Genomic DNA, 19109 nt, shown 5'->3' on the forward strand with positions numbered 1-19109 from the left:
TTTACAGTAAACGGGCGCTGGTCGCTCGATACGAATCCGCTTAGACCCCAGGCGTAAGCTTGGGAGAAGCCAGATGCAGAAAATTGACTTGGCCGAGCGGCCTGACTGGCGCAACCATGCAAAGGAAGTCGGCTTTACCTTTGCCGATATGCATGGCGAACCCTATTGGGACGAAACCTCGGCCTATGCGTTCTCGCTTGAACAGATCGAAACCGATCTGGAAGACCCCGCGACAGAGCTTCATGCCATGTGCCGCGAGGCGGTGGATCATATCGTCGACAGCGAAACCCTGATGGAGCGGCTGGCCATTCCCGAGGCGCATCGCGATCTTGTGGCGGACAGTTGGCGGCGCGGGGATCCCGAAATCTACGGCCGGTTTGATTTCGCCTATGACGGGAAAGGCCCGGCGAAGCTGCTGGAATATAACGCGGACACGCCCACCTCGCTTTATGAAAGCGCCGCGTTTCAGTGGCAATGGCTGGAAGATCAGCTTGCCGCCGGTGTCTTGCCCGAAGGGGCGGATCAGTTCAACGGCATCCACGAAGCCCTTGTTGCGCGGTTCGGCGCAGTTTTTGAGGCCGACAGCGATCTTCATTTCACCGCCGTTGCTGGCAACCCAGAGGATTACGGCACCGTCGAAGCGATGGGCTGGGCCGCGCGCGAGGCGGGCCTGGGCGCGCATTATTGCGACCTCGACAAGATCGCGCTTAGCGATGATGGCCAGTTTCTGGACGATCAGGATCGCCGCATCGCCGTGCTGTTCAAGCTGTATCCGTGGGAAGATCTGCTGCGCGATGACTATGCCAGTCACATTGCCGGATCGGGCTGCCTGTTTCTTGAACCCGCTTGGAAAGCACTCCTGTCCAACAAGGGGCTTCTGCCGGTGCTGTGGCAGATGTTTGAAGGGCATCCAAACCTTCTGCCTGCCTTCTTTGAACAGGATGTCAGCGATGCATTGGCCGGGCAGGGCGCTGTGGCGCCCGAGGTTGCAGCCGCATTCGACCGGGCCAAGGCAAAACTGACGGCCGGATATGTCCGCAAGCCGATCCTGTCGCGCGAGGGCGCTTCGGTCGAGATCGTGCAGGATGGCGACACCGTCGAGCGGTCGCAGAACACCGACTATGCAGAGCATCCGCGCATTGTTCAGGCCTATGCGCCCTTGCCGCAATTTGCCGGGTTTCGTCCGGTGGTCGGGGCCTGGGTTGTCGGGGATGCTTTCGTGGGAATTGGCATTCGGGAAGACAAGTCCCGCATCACGCAGGATCTGTCGCGCTTCAAGCCGCATTACATTCTTGCGTGATTTGCGCTACCTCTCGAACCGACAACTGACCAAGACACAGGACCGCACATGACCAAACGTTCCAATCGGGTCGCCATCGCCATCCTGGGCGCTGCGGCCTTCACCCTTGCGGGCTGCCGCGAAGAGCAGGTTGATGCCGCGGCCTTTCCCGATCTGCAAAGCTGCACCGATGAGGCCACCCGTGGCGGCATGTTTTCGGTTCAGGATTGCGAAGCGGCCATTGCGGAAGCAAAGGCCCTGCATGTCGAATCCGCGCCGCGCTATGACAGTTTGCAGGTCTGCGAGGAACAGCACGGCGAAGGTGCCTGCGGAACCGAGGCCAGCGCCCAGCAGGGCGGATCGGGGGGCATCTTCATGCCGCTGCTTGCCGGCTATCTGATCGGCAATATGCTGGGCGGGCGCACCGGGATGGCGGCGTCACAACCGCTTTACAAGACCAAGGATGGCAAGTTCACCAACGCAGCGCGGTCCAGCACATTTTCGTCCAATCGCGGCGCGGCGAAGCTGAACACGGCGCAATTCACCCGCCCCGCCACGACGGCCGGAAAGACACCGATGTCGCGCGCCACCGCGACGTCCCGTGGCGGTTTTGGCAGAACCGGTTCGGGGCGCACCGGCTTTGGTGGTTAGGCAGTGATCACCGCAAAACCGACATCGTGACAGACCGTAGCGGCAAGCCTTGCGCAATCGTCGGTTCAGGAGCGCGATGCGGGTTTGCGATTGAGATTGCCCGGTCAATCCAGTAAGGCGCGCGCAGGCGACGTGGAGAGCAGCGATGAGCGACGGCAAGAACGGCATCACCTATGCGGATGCGGGTGTGGATATCGACGCGGGCAACGCATTGGTGGACCGGATCAAACCGGCGGCCGCGCGGACCAAACGGCCCGGCGTTATGTCGGGGCTTGGCGGGTTCGGCGCGCTGTTCGACCTCAGGGGCGCAGGCTACAGCGATCCGGTTCTGGTGGCCGCGACGGATGGCGTGGGCACCAAGCTGCGGATCGCGATCGACACCGGTCATGTCTCGGGCGTGGGGATTGATCTGGTTGCGATGTGCGTCAACGATCTTGTCTGTCAGGGCGCAGAGCCGCTGTTCTTTCTGGATTATTTCGCGACGGGAAAGCTGGATACGGACACTGCCGCGCAGGTCATCGAAGGCATTGCCGAAGGCTGCGCGCAATCCGGCGCGGCGCTGATCGGTGGCGAGACGGCCGAGATGCCGGGCATGTATCCGGCAGGCGATTTCGACCTTGCGGGCTTTGCCGTGGGCGCGATGGAACGCGGTCAGGATCTGCCGTCGGGCGTGGCCGAGGGCGACATTCTGCTGGGCCTTGCCAGTGACGGCGTGCATTCCAATGGCTACAGCCTTGTGCGCAAGCTGGTAGAGGTTTCGGGCCTTGGCTGGGATGCCGATTGCCCTTGGCAGGACGGCACGCTGGGCGAGGCCTTGCTGACGCCGACCCGGCTTTATGTGCGTCAGGTGCTGGAGGCGGTGCGCGCCGGTGGCGTGCACGCTTTGGCGCATATCACCGGTGGTGGGCTGACCGAAAACCTGCCGCGCGTCTTGCCTGAAGGTCTGGGGGCACAGATTGATCTGAACAGTTGGGATCTGCCCCCGGTCTTTGACTGGATGGCCGAAACGGGCGGGATGGCAGAGGCCGAACTGCTCAAGACCTTCAATTGCGGTATCGGGATGATCGCCGCAGTGGCGCCAGACCGTGCCGATGCGCTGACCACGATCCTCGGCAATGCCGGTGAGACCGTCACCCGAATGGGCACCGTCACAGCCCGGCAGGGCGTCGCCTATAGCGGTTCGCTTCGGTGAAGCGAGTCGCCATCCTGATTTCGGGCGGCGGGTCAAACATGCTGCGTCTGGTCGAGGATATGACCGACGACCACCCGGCGCGCCCCTGTCTGGTGCTGGCCAATGATCCGGACGCGGCAGGGTTGGCGAAGGCCGCAGCCCTTGGCGTGCCGACTGCCGCCATCGACCATCGCCCCTACAAGGGCGACCGCGCCGCGTTTGAGGCCGCACTTCAGGCCCGGCTGGAAGAGGCAGCCCCCGACATCCTGTGCCTTGCCGGGTTCATGCGTGTTCTGACCGCGCCTTTCGTGAACGGATGGAAAGGGCGGATGATCAACATCCACCCGTCACTTCTGCCGAAATATCGCGGGTTGCACACCCATGCCCGCGCGCTTGAAGCGGGTGATAGCGAACATGGCTGCACCGTACACGAGGTCACGGCAGAGCTTGACGACGGGCCGATCCTTGGTCAGGCGCGCGTACCGGTAAAGGCGGACGATACACCCGATGATCTCGCCGCGCGGGTGCTTACGATGGAGCACCGGCTTTATCCGGCGGTCCTGCGCCGTTTTGCCGGGAATGACCGAACGCCTGTCCTGCTGGGCTGACCCGCTGGCAATCCGCCTGAATCCCCGCTAACGTCGGTGAAACGCGCGGACAATCCGCCATCCTTGCAGGAAGCTGAAGACACGAATGCAGACACTGACGACGACGCAGGCGCTTGCGGAATTTTGCGCCAAAGCCCGGCAAATGCCCTATGTCACGGTTGACACGGAATTTCTGCGGGAACGGACATATTATTCGAAACTCTGTCTGATCCAGTTGGCCTATCCCGGCGATGGCAATGATGACGCGGTTCTTGTCGATCCGCTTGCGGGCGATCTTTCACTCGAACCGCTTTACGAACTTTTCCGCGACACCTCTGTCGTCAAGGTGTTCCACGCGGCCCGTCAGGATCTGGAAATCTTCTACGTCGATGCCGGTGTCATTCCCGAGCCGCTTTTCGACACGCAGGTGGCGGCGATGGTGTGCGGTTTCGGCGATCAGGTCGGGTACGAGACGCTGGTGCGCAAGATCGCCAAACAGCAGCTCGACAAATCCTCGCGTTTTACGGATTGGTCGCACCGGCCGCTGTCCGACGCGCAAAAGACCTATGCGCTGGCCGATGTCACACATCTGCGCGTCATCTACGAATATCTCGCCGACAAGTTGAAGCAGACCAAGCGCCATCATTGGCTGGCCGAGGAACTGGGCACGCTGACCAGCCCCGACACCTATGTGACGCAGCCCGAAGACGCCTGGAAACGAATAAAGACCCGTTCCAACTCACCGCGCTTTCTGGCCATCGTGCGGGAATTGGCAACCTTCCGAGAGGCCTATGCACAGGGGCGCGACGTGCCGCGCAACCGGGTCATCAAGGACGATGCGCTGGTGGAACTGGCGTCGACCAAACCCACCAATATGGCAGAGCTAGGGCGTTCGCGCCTGCTGCTGCGCGAGGCCCGCAAGGGTGAGATTGCCGAGGGTATCCTGAAGGCCGTCGCCGACGGGATGAACTGTCCAAAGGAAAAGCTGCCGGAACCCGATCGCAGCCGCGAAAAGTTGCAGGTGAACCCCGCTTTGGCCGATCTGCTGCGAGTGCTGCTGAAGGCCAAATCCGAAAGCTCTGGCGTTGCGTCAAAATTGATCGCGCCTGCCGCCGATCTGGACGGTCTTGCGGCCGGTCTGCGCGATGTTGCGGCGCTGAACGGGTGGCGCCGAGAGGTGTTTGGCGACGATGCCCTGAAACTCTGCGAGGGCCGGATTGCACTTGCCGCCAAAGGCAGTTCCGTCAGGGTCATTGAGCTCTGATCCGCGACGCAGCCAGATTTGGTGCGGGCCTTTAGCGATATTTTGCTCAAGTTTTGCAGGTTGCTTTGCGGCGGTGAGATCCGGCTTTTAGACCGGTTCGAGCTGCGTTAGGATTCAGCAAAATGGATGGTGGTCAGATTATGCGCTCTACTCGACGAACAGTTCTTTTTGGTTTGGGGGCATTGGGCGTTTCCGCTTGTGGCAACTCCGTCGGCCTGCGCGGCCCAGGCGGTGCGGCGGGCTTGCCTGCCGATCTGCGGCCGGTTCCCAATCCGGGCTATGAGGCTTGGGTGAACAGCTTTCGTTCGCGCGCCGAAGGGCAGGGCATCACGCGCGCCACGCTTGATGCGGGCTTTCGTGGCACGGGGTATTTGCCGGGCGTCGTCACGCGGGATCGCGACCAGACCGAATTCAGCCGGACGCTTGAGGATTATCTTGCCATCGCCGCCTCGGATGAGCGTGTGACCAAGGGGCGCGCCGCCTTTGCCCGACACCGGACAACCCTTGCAGCCGTGGAATCGCGCTACGGTGTGTCAGCCGAAATCGTCACCGCCATCTGGGGGCTGGAGAGCTTCTATGGCGAACGGCGTGGCGATGTGCCGGTCATATCGGCCACGTCAACGCTGGCCTTTGACGGACGGCGCGGAGCGTTCTTTGAAAAGCAGCTGATCGCGGCCCTCAGAATTCTTCAGAACGGCGATGTGGCGGCCGCCAATCTCAAAGGCTCATGGGCGGGCGCGATGGGACATACGCAGTTCATTCCCACCTCCTATCAGGCCTTTGCCGTTGATTTCACCGGCGACGGGCGCCGTGACATCTGGTCGGAAGATCCGACAGACTCGCTCGCCTCGACAGCGGCGTATCTTGCGAAAAATGGCTGGACGCGCGGTGTGAAATGGGGCGGCGAGGCTGGAACTGGCGCGCCGTCGGGCCGGATCATCCAGCCGCAGCCGGGTGGGCCACGCTTTGCCGTGACCTCCAATTTCGGGGTGATCAAACGCTACAACAACTCTGACAGCTATGCGATCGGGGTGGGCCATCTTGCGGATCGTATCGCGGGAGGTGGCCCAATTCGCGCCAGTTTCCCGCCTGACAGGTTTGGCCTGACCAAGGATGACCGTATCCGGCTGCAACAGCGTCTGACCTCTCGCGGTTTTGACACGGGCGGCGCGGATGGCGTGATCGGACCGAACAGCCGCACGGCAATCGCCGCCTATCAGAGCAGTATCGGCCTGTCCGCCACGGGTGATCCCTCACCGGAATTGCTTCGTGCGCTTGGCGCGTAACGGGCAGGCGTGATGTTGGCGTGGGGTGTCAGTGCGTGAAACTTGCCGTGCAGCCGCGTTTACGCATGTGATTGACTGAAACAGCCCCGCGCTAGCCGTCTGCCCAGTTGGCCAGCGTCGTGGCAAGGTCGCCGTAGCCTGTGGCGCGTCGCTCAAACGCCAGACCCAATCGCCGGGCGCAGTCACGGGCGGTTTCGGTCAGGGCGGGGTCGTCGGTTTGCGCCAGATAGACCAGTTTTTCGTAATGCCCGAAATAGGTGTCCCGCAGTTGCGGATAGCGATCAAGGCCAAGCGGCCGCCAGACAAAAGCTTCGAACTGTCGCGCTAGAAAGTCGGTCAGATAGAAGGCGGTAAATTCATCCTCGGCACGGCCAGAAAACACCTCGTTACCCTCAAAAAAGCTGTAACAATGCGGCCCGGCGATCATCTCTACCCCCATCTGCGCGCAGGCTTCCTGAAGCTGCCCGCCGGTGCCGCAATCGGCATAGGCGACCCTGATCGTGGCATACTCCTCGCGGTGGCGCGTGACAGCCTCCCGCACCGCATCGGTGATCCGGTCGGGATGGTTGTGCAGGATCGCGGGCAGACATTGCAGGTCCACATGATCCCAGCGGTTCAGCCGTACCAATGCCAGGATTTCGCGGGCCAATGCGCCGCAGGCGATGATCAGTACACGACCCTTGCCAGAAGCCTCCAATCCGGTCTCTGTCAGGGTCTCGTCGCTGGGGATCTTTGTTGTCATCTTGGGTAGCGTCCCGGCCCGCCCCCGCAGGGACAGGCCAAAAGGGGTCAGCCGGCAGCCATCTGGTTGTGCTTGCGGGCGATGAACTCTTTCGCGGTCTCAACCGCGACGGCGGCATCCCGGCAATAGGCATCGGCACCGATTGCGCGGCCAAATTCCTCGTTCAGGGGTGCGCCGCCCACCAGTACGATATAGTCGTCGCGGATGCCCTGTTCGACCATCGTGTCGATCACGACCTTCATGTAGGGCATGGTCGTGGTCAGCAGCGCCGACATGCCGACAATATCCGCGCCTTCGGATTTCGCAGTGTCGATATAGGCATCCACGGCGTTGTTGATGCCCAGATCCACGACTTCAAAGCCTGCGCCTTCCATCATCATGCCGACAAGGTTCTTGCCAATGTCGTGGATGTCGCCCTTGACCGTGCCGATCACCATCTTGCCGACACGCGGCGCGCCGGTTTCGATCAGCAGGGGTTTCAGGATCGCCATTCCGCCCTTCATGGCGTTGGCGGCCAGCAGCACCTCGGGGACGAACAGGATGCCGTCGCGGAAATCGCGCCCGACAATGGTCATACCACCGACCAGGGCTTCTGTCAGGATGCGGTAGGGTTCCCAGTTCCGCTCCAGCAGGATGTTCACACCTTCCTCGATCTCTTCCTTGAGACCGTCATAAAGGTCGTCGAACATCTGTTGCACCAGATCATTGTCGTCGAGTTCCGACAGGATGATTTCGTCTTCTTCTTCCGACATGGGATTTTCCTTTTCGTATGGGCAGGCCCCAAAGCCGTACCGGTTCAATTTCGTATGTCAGCTTATTGTGGTTGTGTGACTTGGCGTTTTCCGACCTGCGTGGGCTTGCAACCGACCTGAGGCCGCGTTTCAACGCGACTGTGATTGCCAATGTTCTCTATCCGTTCTAGTTTGGCGCCATGGATTGCCGACGCCCAAAGATCGCCGCCGAACAACGTCCGGGACGCGCCGCGCTGAGCCGCGCCACCGGACGCTATGAACGGCATATCCGCGAGGCCGTGTCCGACGGCTGGGACATTCCCGAAGACCTGCCGGTTATCCGCACCCAGGTCAGCGAAGAGCGACCGCGCAGCGTGATCACCTATAACCGCTCGCCCGATCTGCCGTTCGACCGGTCGATCAATCCCTATCGGGGCTGCGAACATGGCTGCATCTACTGTTTTGCGCGTCCGACCCATGCCTATCTGGGCCTGTCGCCGGGGCTGGATTTCGAGACACGATTGGTGGCGCGCCCCGAAGCCCCGGACGTGCTGGCCCAAGAGTTGCGGGCAAAGCGTTACCGTGTGGCACCGATTGCCATCGGCACGAATACCGACCCGTACCAGCCGATCGAGAAGGCCCATGGCATCATGCGCGCCTGTCTGGAAGTGTTGCGTGCGTTTCGGCACCCCGTGGCGATTGTCACCAAAGGCGCGCTGGTGGAACGCGACATGGATATTCTGGCCGACATGGCGGCGGACGGGCTGGCGCGGGTGGGGATTTCCGTGACCACACTGGACGCTAAACTGTCGCGGTTGATGGAACCGCGCGTGCCCGCCCCGAAACGCCGCCTCGCCACGATCCGCAGGCTGACGCAGGCAGGCATACCGGTGCGGCTGATGGTGTCGCCGATCGTGCCCGCGCTGACAGATCCCGAGCTGGAGAGCATTCTGGAAGCAGGGGCCGAGGCTGGTGCCGATGCGGCCAGTTGGATCATGCTGCGCTTGCCGCAAGAGGTGTCGCCGCTGTGGCAGGAATGGCTGGCCGCGCATTTTCCGGACCGTGCGGGCCGTATCATGGCGCGGCTGCGCGAGATGCATGGCGGCAAGGATTATGATGCCAGTTGGGGCAGGCGGATGCGCGGTGAAGGAGCCTATGCGCAGATCATCGCCCGCCGGTTCGCGGTAGCGGCCCGCAGGCTTGAGCTGGACCAAAAGACGCCGCCGCTGCGCTGTGATCTGTTTTGTCCGCCAAAACGGGCGGGCGATCAGCTGAGCTTGTTCTAAGGCGATCTGTTGGGCCATGTCTGTTCCGGCGCACTGTCCAAAACGGGCAGGGCGGTCCTTTTGCAATCTGGGTTGTGGTCGCGGTGTCAGCCGCGGGCGCGGCGGCGTCGGGGCCGCGCAGTGGGCTGGTCGGTGCCCGTTCCGTCATTGTCGGACGAAAATCCACCCAGCTTTTCGGTGATGATTTCCAGCGATGGGCGTTGACCCTTGGGCCGGGTCTCCAACGCCTCGCGCATGGCGCGCAGATGTTCCGGCATCGTGCCGCAGCAGCCGCCGATGATCCGCGCGCCGCAGTCACGGGCCAGAATGGCGTACTCGGCCATCAGGTCAGGGGTGCCATCATAGTGGATGTGGCCGTCGACGAATTTCGGGATGCCAGCATTGCCTTTGGCGATGATCGGCCGCTCGGTGCCCTGGGCTGAAAAGCCAAGCACGGTGCGCAGCAGATCCGACGCGCCGACACCGCAATTTGCCCCGAACGCGATGGGCGGGTTGGGCAGGCCTTCGACCAGTTGCACCATGTCGGCAGAGGTCAGGCCCATCATCGTGCGTCCTGCGGTGTCAAAGCTCATCGTGCCGCACCAGTCCATCTCGGCATTGGCAAAGCCTTCGGCCGCGGCGCGAAATTCCTCGGGTGCCGAGATCGTTTCCAGCCACAGCACATCCGCGCCACCGGCTTTCAGACCCTTGGCGGTTTCCTCGAACATCGCGACAGCCTCGGCATGGCCAAGATCGCCAACGGGCTGCATGATCGCGCCGGTGGGTCCGACAGATCCCGCCACAATCACCGTGCGCCCCGCCTGATCGGCGATCTCGCGGCCGATTTCGGCGGAAATGCGCGACAGTTCAAAGGCGCGGTCCTCGGCCTTGTGCAGTTTCAGCCTTGATGCATTCGCCCCGAAGCTGTTGGTCAGAAAGATGTCGCTGCCCGCATCCACCGCACCCTTGTAGAGTTTGACGATCTTGGCACGTTCATCGACATTCCAGAATTCCGGCGGCTCGCCGGATTCGAGGCCCATGTTGAACAGGTTGGTGCCCGTCGCGCCATCTGTCATCAGCCAGTCACGTTCGGAAAGAAGCTTGGTCAGCGGATTGGTCATGGAACAGGGCACTCGTGTGTCAGGACGTTTGGGCCCATGTCCCACATTGCCTGTCTGGACGCAAATTCATAATGTTCATCTTCATTATGAGAATTTGCGCAAAGCCGGATTGAAGCGGTGGCCAGCGCCAGAAAAAAGCGCCCCGGACCGATCTGTCGGCGGGGCGCTTTGTCTGAGAACTCGGATATGTAGTATCGTGAGAACCTGTCAGAGTTCTTTCATCAACTGGCCTTTGGCCACAATCAGCAGGTCGGCCATCTTGGCGCGGATCTCGTCAGCGGTGGCGATATCGCCCAGATCGCCCGACACCTTTCGCACCACGTCTTCGTGCCCGGCTTCCTCGAAATCCGATTTGATGACTTCGCGGGCATAGGCATTGGCGTCTTCGCCGGTCTTGCCCAGCAATTCCGCGGCCCACAGACCGAGAAGCTTGTTGCAACGCGCCTCAGCGCGGAATTTCATTTCTTCGTCATGCGCAAACTTGTTCTCAAAGGCACTTTCGCGGTCGTCAAAGGCGGTCATTGGCGCTGCTCCCTGGTGGAAATCCGGTTTTATCTGATATGCGTGACAGAACGCCCAAGAGCAAGAGGCTTGAGCCGCGCTTGCGACAATGCCGCCCATGCACTAAGAGAGCGCTGTGCGGCGGGGACTCGGCCCCGCATGGCGAAGAAAGAGAAAAAATGGCGCGGCGCAAGAAAATCTACGAAGGCAAGGCAAAGATCCTGTATGAAGGCCCCGAGCCTGGCACAATCGTGCAGTATTTCAAGGACGACGCGACGGCCTTCAACGCGCAGAAAAAAGACGTGGTCGACGGCAAGGGTGTCCTGAACAACCGGCTGAGCGAATATTTCATGACCGGTCTGAACAATATCGGCGTGCCCACCCATTTCATTCGCCGCCTGAACATGCGCGAGCAACTGGTGCGGTCCTGCGAGATCATTCCGCTGGAAATCATCGTGCGCAACTTTGCCGCCGGCAGCCTGTCCAAGCGGCTGGGGATTGAAGAAGGCACATCGCTGCCGCGTCCGATCGTCGAATATTGCTACAAGGATGACAAGCTGGGCGATCCGCTGGTCACCGAGGAACATATCGCGGCCTTCGGCTGGGCCAGTCAGCAGGACATGGACGATATTCTCAGCCTTGCGCTGCGGGTCAACGACTTCATGTCCGGCGTGATGATGGCCGTCGGCATCAATTTGGTGGATTTCAAGATCGAGATCGGCCGCGTCTATGATGGCGATTTCCAGCGTCTGATCATTGCCGACGAGATCAGCCCGGATAGCTGCCGCCTTTGGGACATCGAAACCGGGCAAAAGCTGGACAAGGACGTGTTCCGGCGTGATCTGGGGTCCTTGACCGACGCCTATACCGAAGTCGCGCGGCGTCTTGGTGTCATGCCCAAGAACGCCACGCAGATCACCAGGCCGACCCTTATCAACTAAACCTTTCCGCGCATGAAGGCGTGGATGAAACCGATTGAAAATATTAGGAAAAAGGCGGGTCTTTGGCCTTGCCTCAGCCGACCGGAGAGTAAGATGAAGGCACGGGTTCATGTGATGCTGAAGGACGGGGTCCTTGATCCGCAGGGCGAGGCCGTGCGCCACGCGCTTGGGTCGCTGGGCTTTGATGGCGTTGGCGGTGTGCGGCAGGGCAAGGTGATTGAGCTGGACCTGGACGAGGGCACCACAGAAGAAACCGTGCGCGAGATGTGCGACAAGCTGCTCGCCAATACGGTCATCGAACGCTACGACATCGAATTAGCCTGAGGAGGGCCCCGGACATGCGTGCAGCCGTCATCGTCTTCCCCGGCTCGAATTGCGACCGGGACATGGCCACCGCCCTGACTGCGGCGGGGCTGGATGTCACAATGGTCTGGCACAAGGACACCGAACTGCCCGCAGGGCTGGATCTGGTGGCATTGCCGGGCGGGTTCTCCTTTGGTGACTATCTGCGCTGCGGTGCGATTGCCGCCAATTCGCCGATCTGCCGGTCGGTGAAAGCGCATGCAGAGCGGGGCGGCTTTGTGCTGGGCGTCTGTAACGGCTTTCAGATCCTCGCTGAGACCGGGTTGCTGCCGGGGGCGCTGCTGCGCAATGCGGGGTTGAAATATATCTGCCGGACGACGCCCCTAAAAGTCGCGACCGAAAACAGCGTCTACACTTCAGCCTATACAAAGGGCGCGCTGATCAACATTCCGATTGCGCATCACGATGGCAATTACACCGCCGATCCGGAGACCGTGGCGCGTCTGCAAGATGAGGATCGCGTGGCCTTTACATATGCGGAAAACCCCAACGGGTCGGCTCAGGATATTGCGGGCGTGCTGTCTGCCAACCGCCGCGTGCTGGGCATGATGCCGCATCCCGAACGGGCGGCGGATGCGCGCCATGGCGGGACCGATGGTGCGCCGTTTTTCGCTCATCTGACGCAGGCGCTGGCCAGCGCCTGACTTGAGGATTTCGCGCCATCAGCCTAGGCTGGTGGCCATGGTTACGCGCGCCCTCAAACCACAAAGCAAACGCCGCTCTGCCCCGCTTAGCTGGCGGGTGAGGATTGCGCTTGTCACTCTGTTTTTGTTGGCGGCGGTCACGGTGTATTTCACCAATCGGCTGCTGACCGATCGTTTTACCGAGACAACCCGCAATCGGGCAGAACTGCGGCTGGCGCTTTACTCGGGCAACTTGCTGTCGGAACTGCGCCGAAACGCGATTGTTCCGCAGCTTCTGGCGCGCGATCCGGCGCTGATAGGCGCGCTGAATTCAAACGATTTTTCGCAATCGACGCAGCGGCTGATTTCTTTTGTCGATGAAATTGGTGCGGCGTCCCTGATGCTGCTGGATCGTGACGGGCGCACGGTGGCCGCAACCGACCGGAACCGATTGGGGTCCAATCATCGCACGGCCAGCTATTTCGTCGAGGGGATGCGGTCCAACCAGACCGTGTTCACCACGCTGCCGCGCGAAAGCGGTGGCTATGTCTTCACCTATTCGCGCCGGGTTGAAAGCGGCGGCAATACGGTCGGCGTGATCCTGGTAGAGGTCGATCTGGCCAAGTTCGAACGCGCTTGGGCGGGGATCTCTGACGCGGTGCTGGTCACTGACAGCGAGGGCACGATCATTCTGGCGACAGAGCCGCGCTGGCGGGGATTGACGGAACCCGAAGCCCTTGCAAAGCAACCGGCAGAGGGTGCCATCGAGCGGGCGATCAAGATCACGGATGGCTGGAGAGGCGATTCCGCCGACGCGTATATTCTGGGCGAAGCAGTGATGCGCACCGAAAACCGGATCAGTTTTCGCGGATGGCGCATGGCCAGCTTTACGACCTATACTTCCGTGCGCGAAAGAGTGAACGGCGTTCTGGCGCTGGAAATCATGGGCTTTGCCATTTTGCTTGCACTGGCCTTCTATGTGCTTAGCCGCAAGACGGCGCTGCGCATGGCATTGTTTCAGCGCGAATCGGCGGAATTGCGGCAGCTTAACCTGCGGCTTCAGCGCGAGATTGCAGAGCGCGAAAAGGTTCAGGAAAATCTGGCCGTGGCCGAGCAGACCCTGGCGCAAAGTTCCAAGCTGGCGGCGCTTGGCGAAATGTCCGCCGCCGTCAGCCATGAGTTGAATCAGCCACTGGCGGCGATGAAGACCTATCTGGCAGGCGCACGGCTTTTGCTGCGCCGCGAGCGATCCGAGGAAGCGATGTCAAGCTTCCATCGTATCGACGATCTGATCGAACGGATGGGCGCGATCACCCGGCAATTGAAATCCTATGCCCGCAAGGGCCAGCAAGAGCTAAGCCCCGTGGATTTGCGGGATGCGCTGGCCTCGGCGCTGTCGATGATGGAGCCGCAGTTGAAGCTGCGGCAGGTCAAGATCACCCGCATCCTGCCAGACGATCCGGTGCTGGTGATGGGCGATAGAATGCGGATTGAACAGGTTATGGTGAACCTGTTACGCAACGCGCTGGATGCCACAAAGGGCGAAGATGATGCAGAGGTCGATATTCTGCTTTCTTCGGGCCGATCAGCGACTCTGACGGTGCGTGACAACGGTCACGGGATCGAAGATCTCGATGAATTGTTCGAGCCGTTTTACACGACCAAGCAACCCGGTGACGGTGTCGGCTTGGGACTTGCGATTTCTTCAGGTATCGTAGCGGATCTGGGCGGCCGGCTGACCGCACGAAATTCTGATGCAGGGGGGGCAGTGTTCGAGATGCAATTGCCCATATTAGACCAAACACATGAAACACAGGCTGCGGAGTAGAACGGATGTCCAAGGCAATGAAGATCGCCATCGTCGATGACGAACAGGATATGCGACAGTCGATCAGCCAATGGCTGGCGCTGTCGGGCTATGACACTGAAACTTTCGGCAGCGCCGAAGATGCGTTGAGCAAGCTGGGGGCGGACTATCCCGGCATTGTCATCTCTGACATCAAGATGCCCGGTATGGACGGGCTGCAATTGCTGAAGAAACTGATGAGCACGGACAGCGCCTTGCCCGTCATCATGATCACCGGCCATGGCGATGTGCCGATCGCTGTCGAGGCGATGCGGGTAGGGGCGTTCGATTTTCTTGAAAAGCCGTTCAACCCGGACAAGATGACAGAGCTTGCCAAGAAGGCCACGAATGAACGGCGGCTGACGCTGGACAACCGGGCGCTGCGCAAGGAATTGTCGGATGGCGGCCAGCTTATGAAAAAGCTGATCGGAGCCTCCCCGGTGATGGAGCGTTTGCGCGAGGATATTCTGGATCTTGGTCAGGCCGATGGTCATGTGCTGATCGACGGTGAAACCGGGACCGGCAAGACGCTGATTGCCCACGCGCTGCATGCGGTCGGCTCTCGTGCCGGCAAGCGATTTGTGCTGTTGCCCTGCGCCGCCTATGACGAGGACGCCTTGATCCGGCGGCTGTTCGGCCCGGCGCAGCTCGAAGATTCGGAACTGCCCGCGATGGAACAGGCGCGCGGCGGCACTCTTGTGCTGGAAGATATCGAAACGCTGGGCGACGCGGCACAGGCACGACTGCTGAGCGCCATAAATGAACAGGGATCACCGCCAGAGACGCGGATTGTCGCGATCTCGAACCTTCAGAACGAAGGCCGCACCTGCGAGGATGCGCTGAAATCGGGGTTGTTCTACCGGCTTGCGGCGCTGCGCATCACTGTCCCGCCCTTGCGCCAGCGCGGTGAGGATATTCTGACGTTGTTCAACCGTCTGAGCGAACAGTTTGCCGATGAATATGGCTGTGACGCGCCGGAAATCTCTGCACAGGAGGCGGCGCAACTGCTTCAGGCACCGTGGCCCGGCAATGTCCGGCAGCTTATCAATCTGGCCGAACGGGCGGTGCTGCAATCGCGGCGCGCGTCGGGCACCATTTCGTCGCTGTTGATGAACGACCATGACGACATGCAGCCGGTGATGACCACCGAAGGCAAGCCGCTGAAGGAATATGTCGAGGCGTTCGAACGGATGTTGATCGACAATACGATGCGCCGTCACAAAGGCTCGATTGCCAGCGTCATGGAAGAGCTGTGCCTGCCACGCCGCACGTTGAACGAGAAAATGGCCAAATATCAGCTCCAGCGATCCGATTACCTGTAATTGGGGCGTACAATATTTCGGATAGAAAAAGGGGCTGTGTCAGCCCCTTTTTCATGTCGGCCGCCTAAGTCTGGACGATGCATGACACATGATGGCGGATGACTTGCGTTGTTTGGCTATGTCACAGCAGGCGCGTGGTCGGACGGTCGAACACGCGGCGGCCAAGTGCAGAGGCGTCGAGATCGACCATCAACTGCGCCGTGCGTCCGCGTTCGTCCAGTGCTGGGTTCAGCTCCACCAGATCCAGCGAGGTCATCAACCCGCTGTCTCGGCATAGGCGTGGACGTGGGAGGAGACATCCACGCCGGGTACGTCGTCCGGGCTCAGGTTTCCCATATCGGTTACGTCGTGGCCCAGATCGGCCAGTGCGTCGGCCAGACGGGCGGTCCGCATTGCATCCGGCCCCATCAGGCAGCCTCGTCCAACGCGTCCGCTATCGACAGGGGCACCAATCAAGCGGTAATGGATCTTTGTCATCATATCCTCCGTTTAGGCTGTGGCGGCCCGCATCCAAGAGGCGTGGTGGACGCTATCGTTTTGCGCGAAACGCCGCGAGCCATAGCGCGACAAGCATCAAGGACGCGACGGCATTCCAGCTTGCCATTGACAGGCCAAACATCTCCCAAGGCACCTCGTCGCAGCGCACCATCGGGGCGGTCATGATCTGATCGAGCAGAGCATCGGTGGACAGACCACCGACCGGACCGGAGGTGCAGGTATCCGGCCCTGGCCACCAGCCGCGTTCGACCCCGGTGTGATAGAACCCCACGCCGGCGGTTGTCGCAGCTGCCGCAGCCCCCAGCAGCGTCAACCAGCGCCAGCCAAAAGCCAGCGCAACCACCGCGATCCCCACCGCCGCCGCATGCGGATAGCGTTGCGTGATACACAGCGCGCAGGGTGGCATGTCGCCCAGATACTGAAAACCGAAGGCCCCCAGCAATAGCAGCGCAGAGCCAAGCCCTGCAAGGATTGTCAGTGTTCTGCAATTCATAGATATTTCACCATCAGGAACCCACCCAGAAGCAACATGACAAAACCCGTGAACACAAGACCCAGACGCTTTTCTATGAAATCACGAATTGGTGCGCCGAATACGCGCAAAAGCCCCGCCACGATAAAGAACCGCAATCCGCGCGCCAGCACGGAGGTCGCGATGAAGGTTGCCAGCGGCATGCCGGTCCAGCCCGACATGATGGTGATGACCTTGTAGGGGAAGGGTGTGACACCTGCGACCAGCACGGCCCAAAATCCGAAATCGTTGAACTGGGTGTTGAATGCGGCAATCGCATCCGCCTTGCCCAGAGATTGCAGGATGGGCAGGCCAAGCTGTTCATAAAACAGCGCGCCGATGGCATAGCCCAGCAATCCGCCGATGACGGAACTGACCATTGCCACCACGGCAATCAGCCAGGCGCGGCTGGGCCGGGCCAGAATCATGGGGATCATCAGAACGTCGGGCGGAATCGGAAAGACAGAGCTTTCGATGAAGGCTACAAATGCCAGCACCCAAAGCGCCTGCGGGTGATCCGCGAGGCCAAGCATTCGGGTATAAAGTCGACGAAGCATCGCGAAAATCTCGTGGTTTTTGTTGTCGGGCAAAGATCATGCGCCGCTTTGCGGGTCAACATGCGACTTTGCCTCTGGACGAACGCGCCTTGCTTGGGTAGAGAACCCCACGTTGCCCAAGTGGCGGAATGGTAGACGCAGGGGATTCAAAATCCCCCGCCTTAACGGGCGTGCCGGTTCGAGTCCGGCCTTGGGTACCACCTTGTTTTGCAGGGTCTCCGTTGGATGTTTGAGGATCGACGTGATGCGTCGGTGTTTTCGCAAACATCACCCGACATGTTGAGTGGACGGTCGTATTGCGGCGCAAGGCCGGATCAATAGTGGCCCTTGACCGTAGAATGGCACCGCTTCGATTCCGGACGGACCCGGCTTGTGCCTTTTTGCGTCGGTTCATTCCGCAGCAAATGGTCCAAAGCAAATCCGACCCCACGTCACAGCATGTCGGACGTCACGGTTTCGTCCGTGATAGTGCTTGTTTCAGTGTGAACGATTCTATCAAACCGCCGGAAACCCATCTCCGACGGCGTTCTCCGGCCCGACTTCCAAATCAAAGGCGGGCGGCCGTCCGGCGCACAATGTCGATACGGGCGGAATTTGGCGGATGGCTGCCAAGGAAACGGTTGCCCGGATCCGGGATCCGGGTGAAAAACGCGGCACCGCGGATTGCGTTGAACCCTGCACGGCTGGTGATGATCGTACCCAATTCATCGGCCTCAAGCTCAAAATCCTTGGAATAGGTGCGCGCACCCACGGCGGCACCAAACTCTTCGGCGCTGCGGATCCCGTCCGCATCAGCGCCGGACAAGGACGCAAGCCCGGACAGGATCACCGCCCCCGCGATGGCGTTATTACGACTGCGGGCGAGGTGGCCCAGAATATGATGCGAGGTCTCGTGCCCCATCACAAATGCCAGTTCGTCGGCATTTTCGACGCTCGCGATAAGGGCGAGGTTGAAGGCCACAACTGGCCGACCAGATCGGTCGAGGGTTTGAAACGCGTTGGGTGGCTGACCTGGCCGGTCATCCACAACAATCAGGAAATCACAATTCATCCCCGGTGCGCGGCGGCGGCATTCCGATTCGGCGATAGGTTCCATTATATTGACGACGCTGACAAATTGCTGCGCTGCACGCTGCGCCCGAAGTCGTCGCGCGGCATCACTGGCTTGGACAGGCCGCGCCGAGGTGTTTTGCGGCGGCGGTGAAGAGGGTGTCTCGATCACTTCGCAGCCGGCAAAGAGCAGAAGGGCGAGAGGAAGTAACCAGCGCATGCGATGTCCTGAACAGAATAGGGGGCCCGGAAGGCAACGGGGGTCAGTTTGACCCGGCCAGGATGGCAATTCAAGGGGTAGGCCGATGTCGGGGGACAGGAGGCGTTGCATCTACGTCTAGCTTGCCAAAGCAGTGCTTGCACAGATGTCTCCCCCACCGATAGGCTGGTGCCATGTTCAGCATAGAGCACGAATTCGACGCGACCGTTGTGACCCTTGTGGACGAGGGCGAAACCCCCTTGCAGGAGGATGTGGTGGTCAACGGATTTGAAGAATGCATCACTGTTGAACAATACGACCCGCGCACCGACCGGGTGAACACGATCACGCTTTCGATTTCGCAGATGCGGGATCTTGCAGCGGCACTTTCGCTTCCCGAGGGCGTCTATTCGCGCAAGAAAACCTGAGCTTTTCTTTTCCATGATGGGCGTATCATCCATCGGGCGCGCATGTGCCGGTGCCTGACCTTGCGGCACCTGCAACCTCAACACCTCATCTTGCAAAAAAGTTCAGCTAAAGGGGCGATTGCATTTGAACCTGCCTTGAGTTTGACGGTTTCATGAGGCCAAAGCCATGTGCC

At 60.7% G+C, this 19109-nt stretch carries 22 protein-coding genes, 1 tRNA gene and 1 pseudogene; 14 read left to right on the top strand and 10 right to left on the bottom strand.

Features of this window, described 5'->3' with window-relative positions; translation table 11 throughout:
• The first annotated feature begins 73 nt into the window (after positions 1 to 73).
• The 6 genes from DMZ65_RS08470 to DMZ65_RS08495 all read left to right on the top strand — a co-directional run bounded on the left by DMZ65_RS08470 (position 74) and on the right by DMZ65_RS08495 (position 6238).
• On the top strand, positions 74 to 1300 hold the full coding sequence (locus DMZ65_RS08470; RefSeq protein WP_116598481.1) for a glutathionylspermidine synthase family protein: 1227 nt from the start codon (positions 74 to 76) through the stop codon (positions 1298 to 1300).
• Positions 1301 to 1348: 48 nt separating this feature from the next.
• The gene (locus DMZ65_RS08475; protein ID WP_116598482.1) at positions 1349 to 1930 is read left to right on the top strand and encodes a DUF1190 domain-containing protein; all 582 of its coding nucleotides are present in this window, start codon (positions 1349 to 1351) and stop codon (positions 1928 to 1930) included.
• 145 nt (positions 1931 to 2075) lie between these two features.
• Positions 2076 to 3122, top strand: coding sequence for a phosphoribosylformylglycinamidine cyclo-ligase (purM, locus tag DMZ65_RS08480; RefSeq protein ID WP_116598483.1), 1047 nt, complete (start codon positions 2076 to 2078; stop codon positions 3120 to 3122).
• Positions 3119 to 3709 (top strand): phosphoribosylglycinamide formyltransferase, encoded by a 591-nt coding sequence (gene purN / locus DMZ65_RS08485; protein WP_116598484.1) that lies wholly within the window; start codon positions 3119 to 3121, stop codon positions 3707 to 3709. Before purM ends, purN begins: the two co-directional genes overlap by 4 nt.
• A gap of 85 nt (positions 3710 to 3794) precedes the next feature.
• Positions 3795 to 4952, top strand: a complete 1158-nt coding sequence (gene rnd / locus DMZ65_RS08490) for a ribonuclease D (RefSeq protein WP_116598485.1) — start codon at positions 3795 to 3797, stop codon at positions 4950 to 4952.
• 140 nt (positions 4953 to 5092) lie between these two features.
• Positions 5093 to 6238, top strand: coding sequence for a lytic murein transglycosylase (locus tag DMZ65_RS08495; RefSeq protein ID WP_116598591.1), 1146 nt, complete (start codon positions 5093 to 5095; stop codon positions 6236 to 6238).
• A gap of 91 nt (positions 6239 to 6329) precedes the next feature.
• Here the strand turns inward: DMZ65_RS08495 and DMZ65_RS08500 are convergent, their stop codons facing one another.
• Both DMZ65_RS08500 and DMZ65_RS08505 read right to left on the bottom strand, forming a co-directional pair.
• Complete coding sequence (locus tag DMZ65_RS08500; RefSeq protein ID WP_116598486.1) at positions 6330 to 6980, bottom strand: DUF1638 domain-containing protein; 651 nt, start codon at positions 6978 to 6980, stop codon at positions 6330 to 6332.
• Positions 6981 to 7027: 47 nt separating this feature from the next.
• Positions 7028 to 7732, bottom strand: coding sequence for a corrinoid protein (locus DMZ65_RS08505; protein ID WP_084350211.1), 705 nt, complete (start codon positions 7730 to 7732; stop codon positions 7028 to 7030).
• A 179-nt stretch (positions 7733 to 7911) separates the two neighbouring features.
• On the opposite strand from DMZ65_RS08505, the gene DMZ65_RS08510 reads away from it, so the two are divergent.
• The gene (locus DMZ65_RS08510; protein ID WP_116598487.1) at positions 7912 to 8997 is read left to right on the top strand and encodes a PA0069 family radical SAM protein; all 1086 of its coding nucleotides are present in this window, start codon (positions 7912 to 7914) and stop codon (positions 8995 to 8997) included.
• A gap of 86 nt (positions 8998 to 9083) precedes the next feature.
• Here DMZ65_RS08510 and bmt read toward each other — a convergent pair whose 3' ends face one another.
• Positions 9084 to 10097: a betaine--homocysteine S-methyltransferase gene (bmt, locus tag DMZ65_RS08515; protein WP_116598488.1), complete on the bottom strand. Its 1014-nt coding sequence runs from the start codon at positions 10095 to 10097 to the stop codon at positions 9084 to 9086.
• A gap of 207 nt (positions 10098 to 10304) precedes the next feature.
• Entirely contained in the window at positions 10305 to 10619 is a 315-nt protein-coding gene (locus tag DMZ65_RS08520; RefSeq protein ID WP_116598489.1) for a DUF1476 domain-containing protein, read from the bottom strand.
• A gap of 158 nt (positions 10620 to 10777) precedes the next feature.
• On the opposite strand from DMZ65_RS08520, the gene purC reads away from it, so the two are divergent.
• The 3 genes from purC to purQ all read left to right on the top strand — a co-directional run bounded on the left by purC (position 10778) and on the right by purQ (position 12546).
• A complete protein-coding gene (gene purC, locus DMZ65_RS08525) occupies positions 10778 to 11539 on the top strand; it encodes a phosphoribosylaminoimidazolesuccinocarboxamide synthase (RefSeq protein WP_116598490.1) in 762 nt (253 codons plus the stop codon).
• A 93-nt stretch (positions 11540 to 11632) separates the two neighbouring features.
• Positions 11633 to 11863, top strand: a complete 231-nt coding sequence (gene purS / locus DMZ65_RS08530; protein WP_116598491.1) for a phosphoribosylformylglycinamidine synthase subunit PurS — start codon at positions 11633 to 11635, stop codon at positions 11861 to 11863.
• A gap of 14 nt (positions 11864 to 11877) precedes the next feature.
• Positions 11878 to 12546, top strand: a complete 669-nt coding sequence (gene purQ, locus DMZ65_RS08535; RefSeq protein ID WP_116598492.1) for a phosphoribosylformylglycinamidine synthase subunit PurQ — start codon at positions 11878 to 11880, stop codon at positions 12544 to 12546.
• Between the two features lie 310 nt (positions 12547 to 12856).
• Here the strand turns inward: purQ and DMZ65_RS20180 are convergent, their stop codons facing one another.
• Positions 12857 to 13702: a tyrosinase family protein gene (locus DMZ65_RS20180; protein WP_438942715.1), complete on the bottom strand. Its 846-nt coding sequence runs from the start codon at positions 13700 to 13702 to the stop codon at positions 12857 to 12859.
• On the opposite strand from DMZ65_RS20180, the gene DMZ65_RS20135 reads away from it, so the two are divergent.
• Complete coding sequence (locus tag DMZ65_RS20135; protein ID WP_369122633.1) at positions 13682 to 14353, top strand: sensor histidine kinase; 672 nt, start codon at positions 13682 to 13684, stop codon at positions 14351 to 14353. The genes DMZ65_RS20180 and DMZ65_RS20135 overlap by 21 nt on opposite strands.
• Before the next feature lie 5 nt (positions 14354 to 14358).
• On the top strand, positions 14359 to 15693 hold the full coding sequence (locus DMZ65_RS08545; RefSeq protein WP_116598494.1) for a sigma-54-dependent transcriptional regulator: 1335 nt from the start codon (positions 14359 to 14361) through the stop codon (positions 15691 to 15693).
• 121 nt (positions 15694 to 15814) lie between these two features.
• On the opposite strand, the pseudogene DMZ65_RS08550 reads toward DMZ65_RS08545, so the two are convergent.
• The 4 genes and pseudogenes from DMZ65_RS08550 to DMZ65_RS08565 all read right to left on the bottom strand — a co-directional run.
• Positions 15815 to 15964: pseudogene (locus tag DMZ65_RS08550) on the bottom strand (arginase family protein); the annotation flags it as partial.
• Complete coding sequence (locus DMZ65_RS08555; protein WP_332871570.1) at positions 15949 to 16173, bottom strand: arginase family protein; 225 nt, start codon at positions 16171 to 16173, stop codon at positions 15949 to 15951. The gene DMZ65_RS08555 and the pseudogene DMZ65_RS08550, both read right to left, overlap by 16 nt.
• A 49-nt stretch (positions 16174 to 16222) precedes the next feature.
• The gene (locus DMZ65_RS08560; protein WP_116598495.1) at positions 16223 to 16684 is read right to left on the bottom strand and encodes a disulfide bond formation protein B; all 462 of its coding nucleotides are present in this window, start codon (positions 16682 to 16684) and stop codon (positions 16223 to 16225) included.
• Positions 16681 to 17259, bottom strand: coding sequence for a YqaA family protein (locus tag DMZ65_RS08565; RefSeq protein ID WP_116598593.1), 579 nt, complete (start codon positions 17257 to 17259; stop codon positions 16681 to 16683). The genes DMZ65_RS08560 and DMZ65_RS08565 overlap by 4 nt, the downstream gene beginning before the upstream one ends.
• A gap of 114 nt (positions 17260 to 17373) precedes the next feature.
• Between DMZ65_RS08565 and DMZ65_RS08570 the strand changes: the two genes are divergently transcribed.
• Positions 17374 to 17459 (top strand) — tRNA-Leu (locus tag DMZ65_RS08570).
• Positions 17460 to 17806: 347 nt separating this feature from the next.
• Here DMZ65_RS08570 and DMZ65_RS08575 read toward each other — a convergent pair.
• Entirely contained in the window at positions 17807 to 18529 is a 723-nt protein-coding gene (locus DMZ65_RS08575; protein WP_116598496.1) for a M48 family metallopeptidase, read from the bottom strand.
• A 173-nt stretch (positions 18530 to 18702) separates the two neighbouring features.
• Between DMZ65_RS08575 and DMZ65_RS08580 the strand changes: the two genes are divergently transcribed.
• On the top strand, positions 18703 to 18936 hold the full coding sequence (locus tag DMZ65_RS08580; RefSeq protein ID WP_084350195.1) for a DUF8831 family protein: 234 nt from the start codon (positions 18703 to 18705) through the stop codon (positions 18934 to 18936).
• Positions 18937 to 19109: the final 173 nt, after the last annotated feature.

It is taken from the genome of Primorskyibacter marinus, from assembly GCF_003313245.1.
GTDB lineage: Bacteria > Pseudomonadota > Alphaproteobacteria > Rhodobacterales > Rhodobacteraceae > Primorskyibacter > Primorskyibacter marinus.

Bases quoted from the DNA above. Each gene is read 5' to 3' on its own strand.
- purS (WP_116598491.1), top strand. From the start codon at position 11,633: ATGAAGGCACGGGTTCATGTGATGCTGAAGGACGGGGTCCTTGATCCG.
- DMZ65_RS20180 (WP_438942715.1), bottom strand. From the start codon at position 13,702: ATGGCTGACGGCGGCGGACATTTCGCCAAGCGCCGCCAGCTTGGAACT.
- bmt (WP_116598488.1), bottom strand. From the start codon at position 10,097: ATGACCAATCCGCTGACCAAGCTTCTTTCCGAACGTGACTGGCTGATG.
- DMZ65_RS20135 (WP_369122633.1), top strand. From the start codon at position 13,682: ATGTCCGCCGCCGTCAGCCATGAGTTGAATCAGCCACTGGCGGCGATG.
- DMZ65_RS08510 (WP_116598487.1), top strand. From the start codon at position 7,912: ATGGATTGCCGACGCCCAAAGATCGCCGCCGAACAACGTCCGGGACGC.
- DMZ65_RS08495 (WP_116598591.1), top strand. From the start codon at position 5,093: ATGCGCTCTACTCGACGAACAGTTCTTTTTGGTTTGGGGGCATTGGGC.
- DMZ65_RS08475 (WP_116598482.1), top strand. From the start codon at position 1,349: ATGACCAAACGTTCCAATCGGGTCGCCATCGCCATCCTGGGCGCTGCG.
- DMZ65_RS08500 (WP_116598486.1), bottom strand. From the start codon at position 6,980: ATGACAACAAAGATCCCCAGCGACGAGACCCTGACAGAGACCGGATTG.
- DMZ65_RS08505 (WP_084350211.1), bottom strand. From the start codon at position 7,732: ATGTCGGAAGAAGAAGACGAAATCATCCTGTCGGAACTCGACGACAAT.
- purM (WP_116598483.1), top strand. From the start codon at position 2,076: ATGAGCGACGGCAAGAACGGCATCACCTATGCGGATGCGGGTGTGGAT.
- DMZ65_RS08470 (WP_116598481.1), top strand. From the start codon at position 74: ATGCAGAAAATTGACTTGGCCGAGCGGCCTGACTGGCGCAACCATGCA.
- DMZ65_RS08560 (WP_116598495.1), bottom strand. From the start codon at position 16,684: ATGAATTGCAGAACACTGACAATCCTTGCAGGGCTTGGCTCTGCGCTG.
- DMZ65_RS08575 (WP_116598496.1), bottom strand. From the start codon at position 18,529: ATGCGCTGGTTACTTCCTCTCGCCCTTCTGCTCTTTGCCGGCTGCGAA.
- DMZ65_RS08565 (WP_116598593.1), bottom strand. From the start codon at position 17,259: ATGCTTCGTCGACTTTATACCCGAATGCTTGGCCTCGCGGATCACCCG.
- DMZ65_RS08580 (WP_084350195.1), top strand. From the start codon at position 18,703: ATGTTCAGCATAGAGCACGAATTCGACGCGACCGTTGTGACCCTTGTG.
- DMZ65_RS08555 (WP_332871570.1), bottom strand. From the start codon at position 16,173: ATGATGACAAAGATCCATTACCGCTTGATTGGTGCCCCTGTCGATAGC.
- DMZ65_RS08545 (WP_116598494.1), top strand. From the start codon at position 14,359: ATGTCCAAGGCAATGAAGATCGCCATCGTCGATGACGAACAGGATATG.
- DMZ65_RS08520 (WP_116598489.1), bottom strand. From the start codon at position 10,619: ATGACCGCCTTTGACGACCGCGAAAGTGCCTTTGAGAACAAGTTTGCG.
- purC (WP_116598490.1), top strand. From the start codon at position 10,778: ATGGCGCGGCGCAAGAAAATCTACGAAGGCAAGGCAAAGATCCTGTAT.
- purQ (WP_116598492.1), top strand. From the start codon at position 11,878: ATGCGTGCAGCCGTCATCGTCTTCCCCGGCTCGAATTGCGACCGGGAC.
- rnd (WP_116598485.1), top strand. From the start codon at position 3,795: ATGCAGACACTGACGACGACGCAGGCGCTTGCGGAATTTTGCGCCAAA.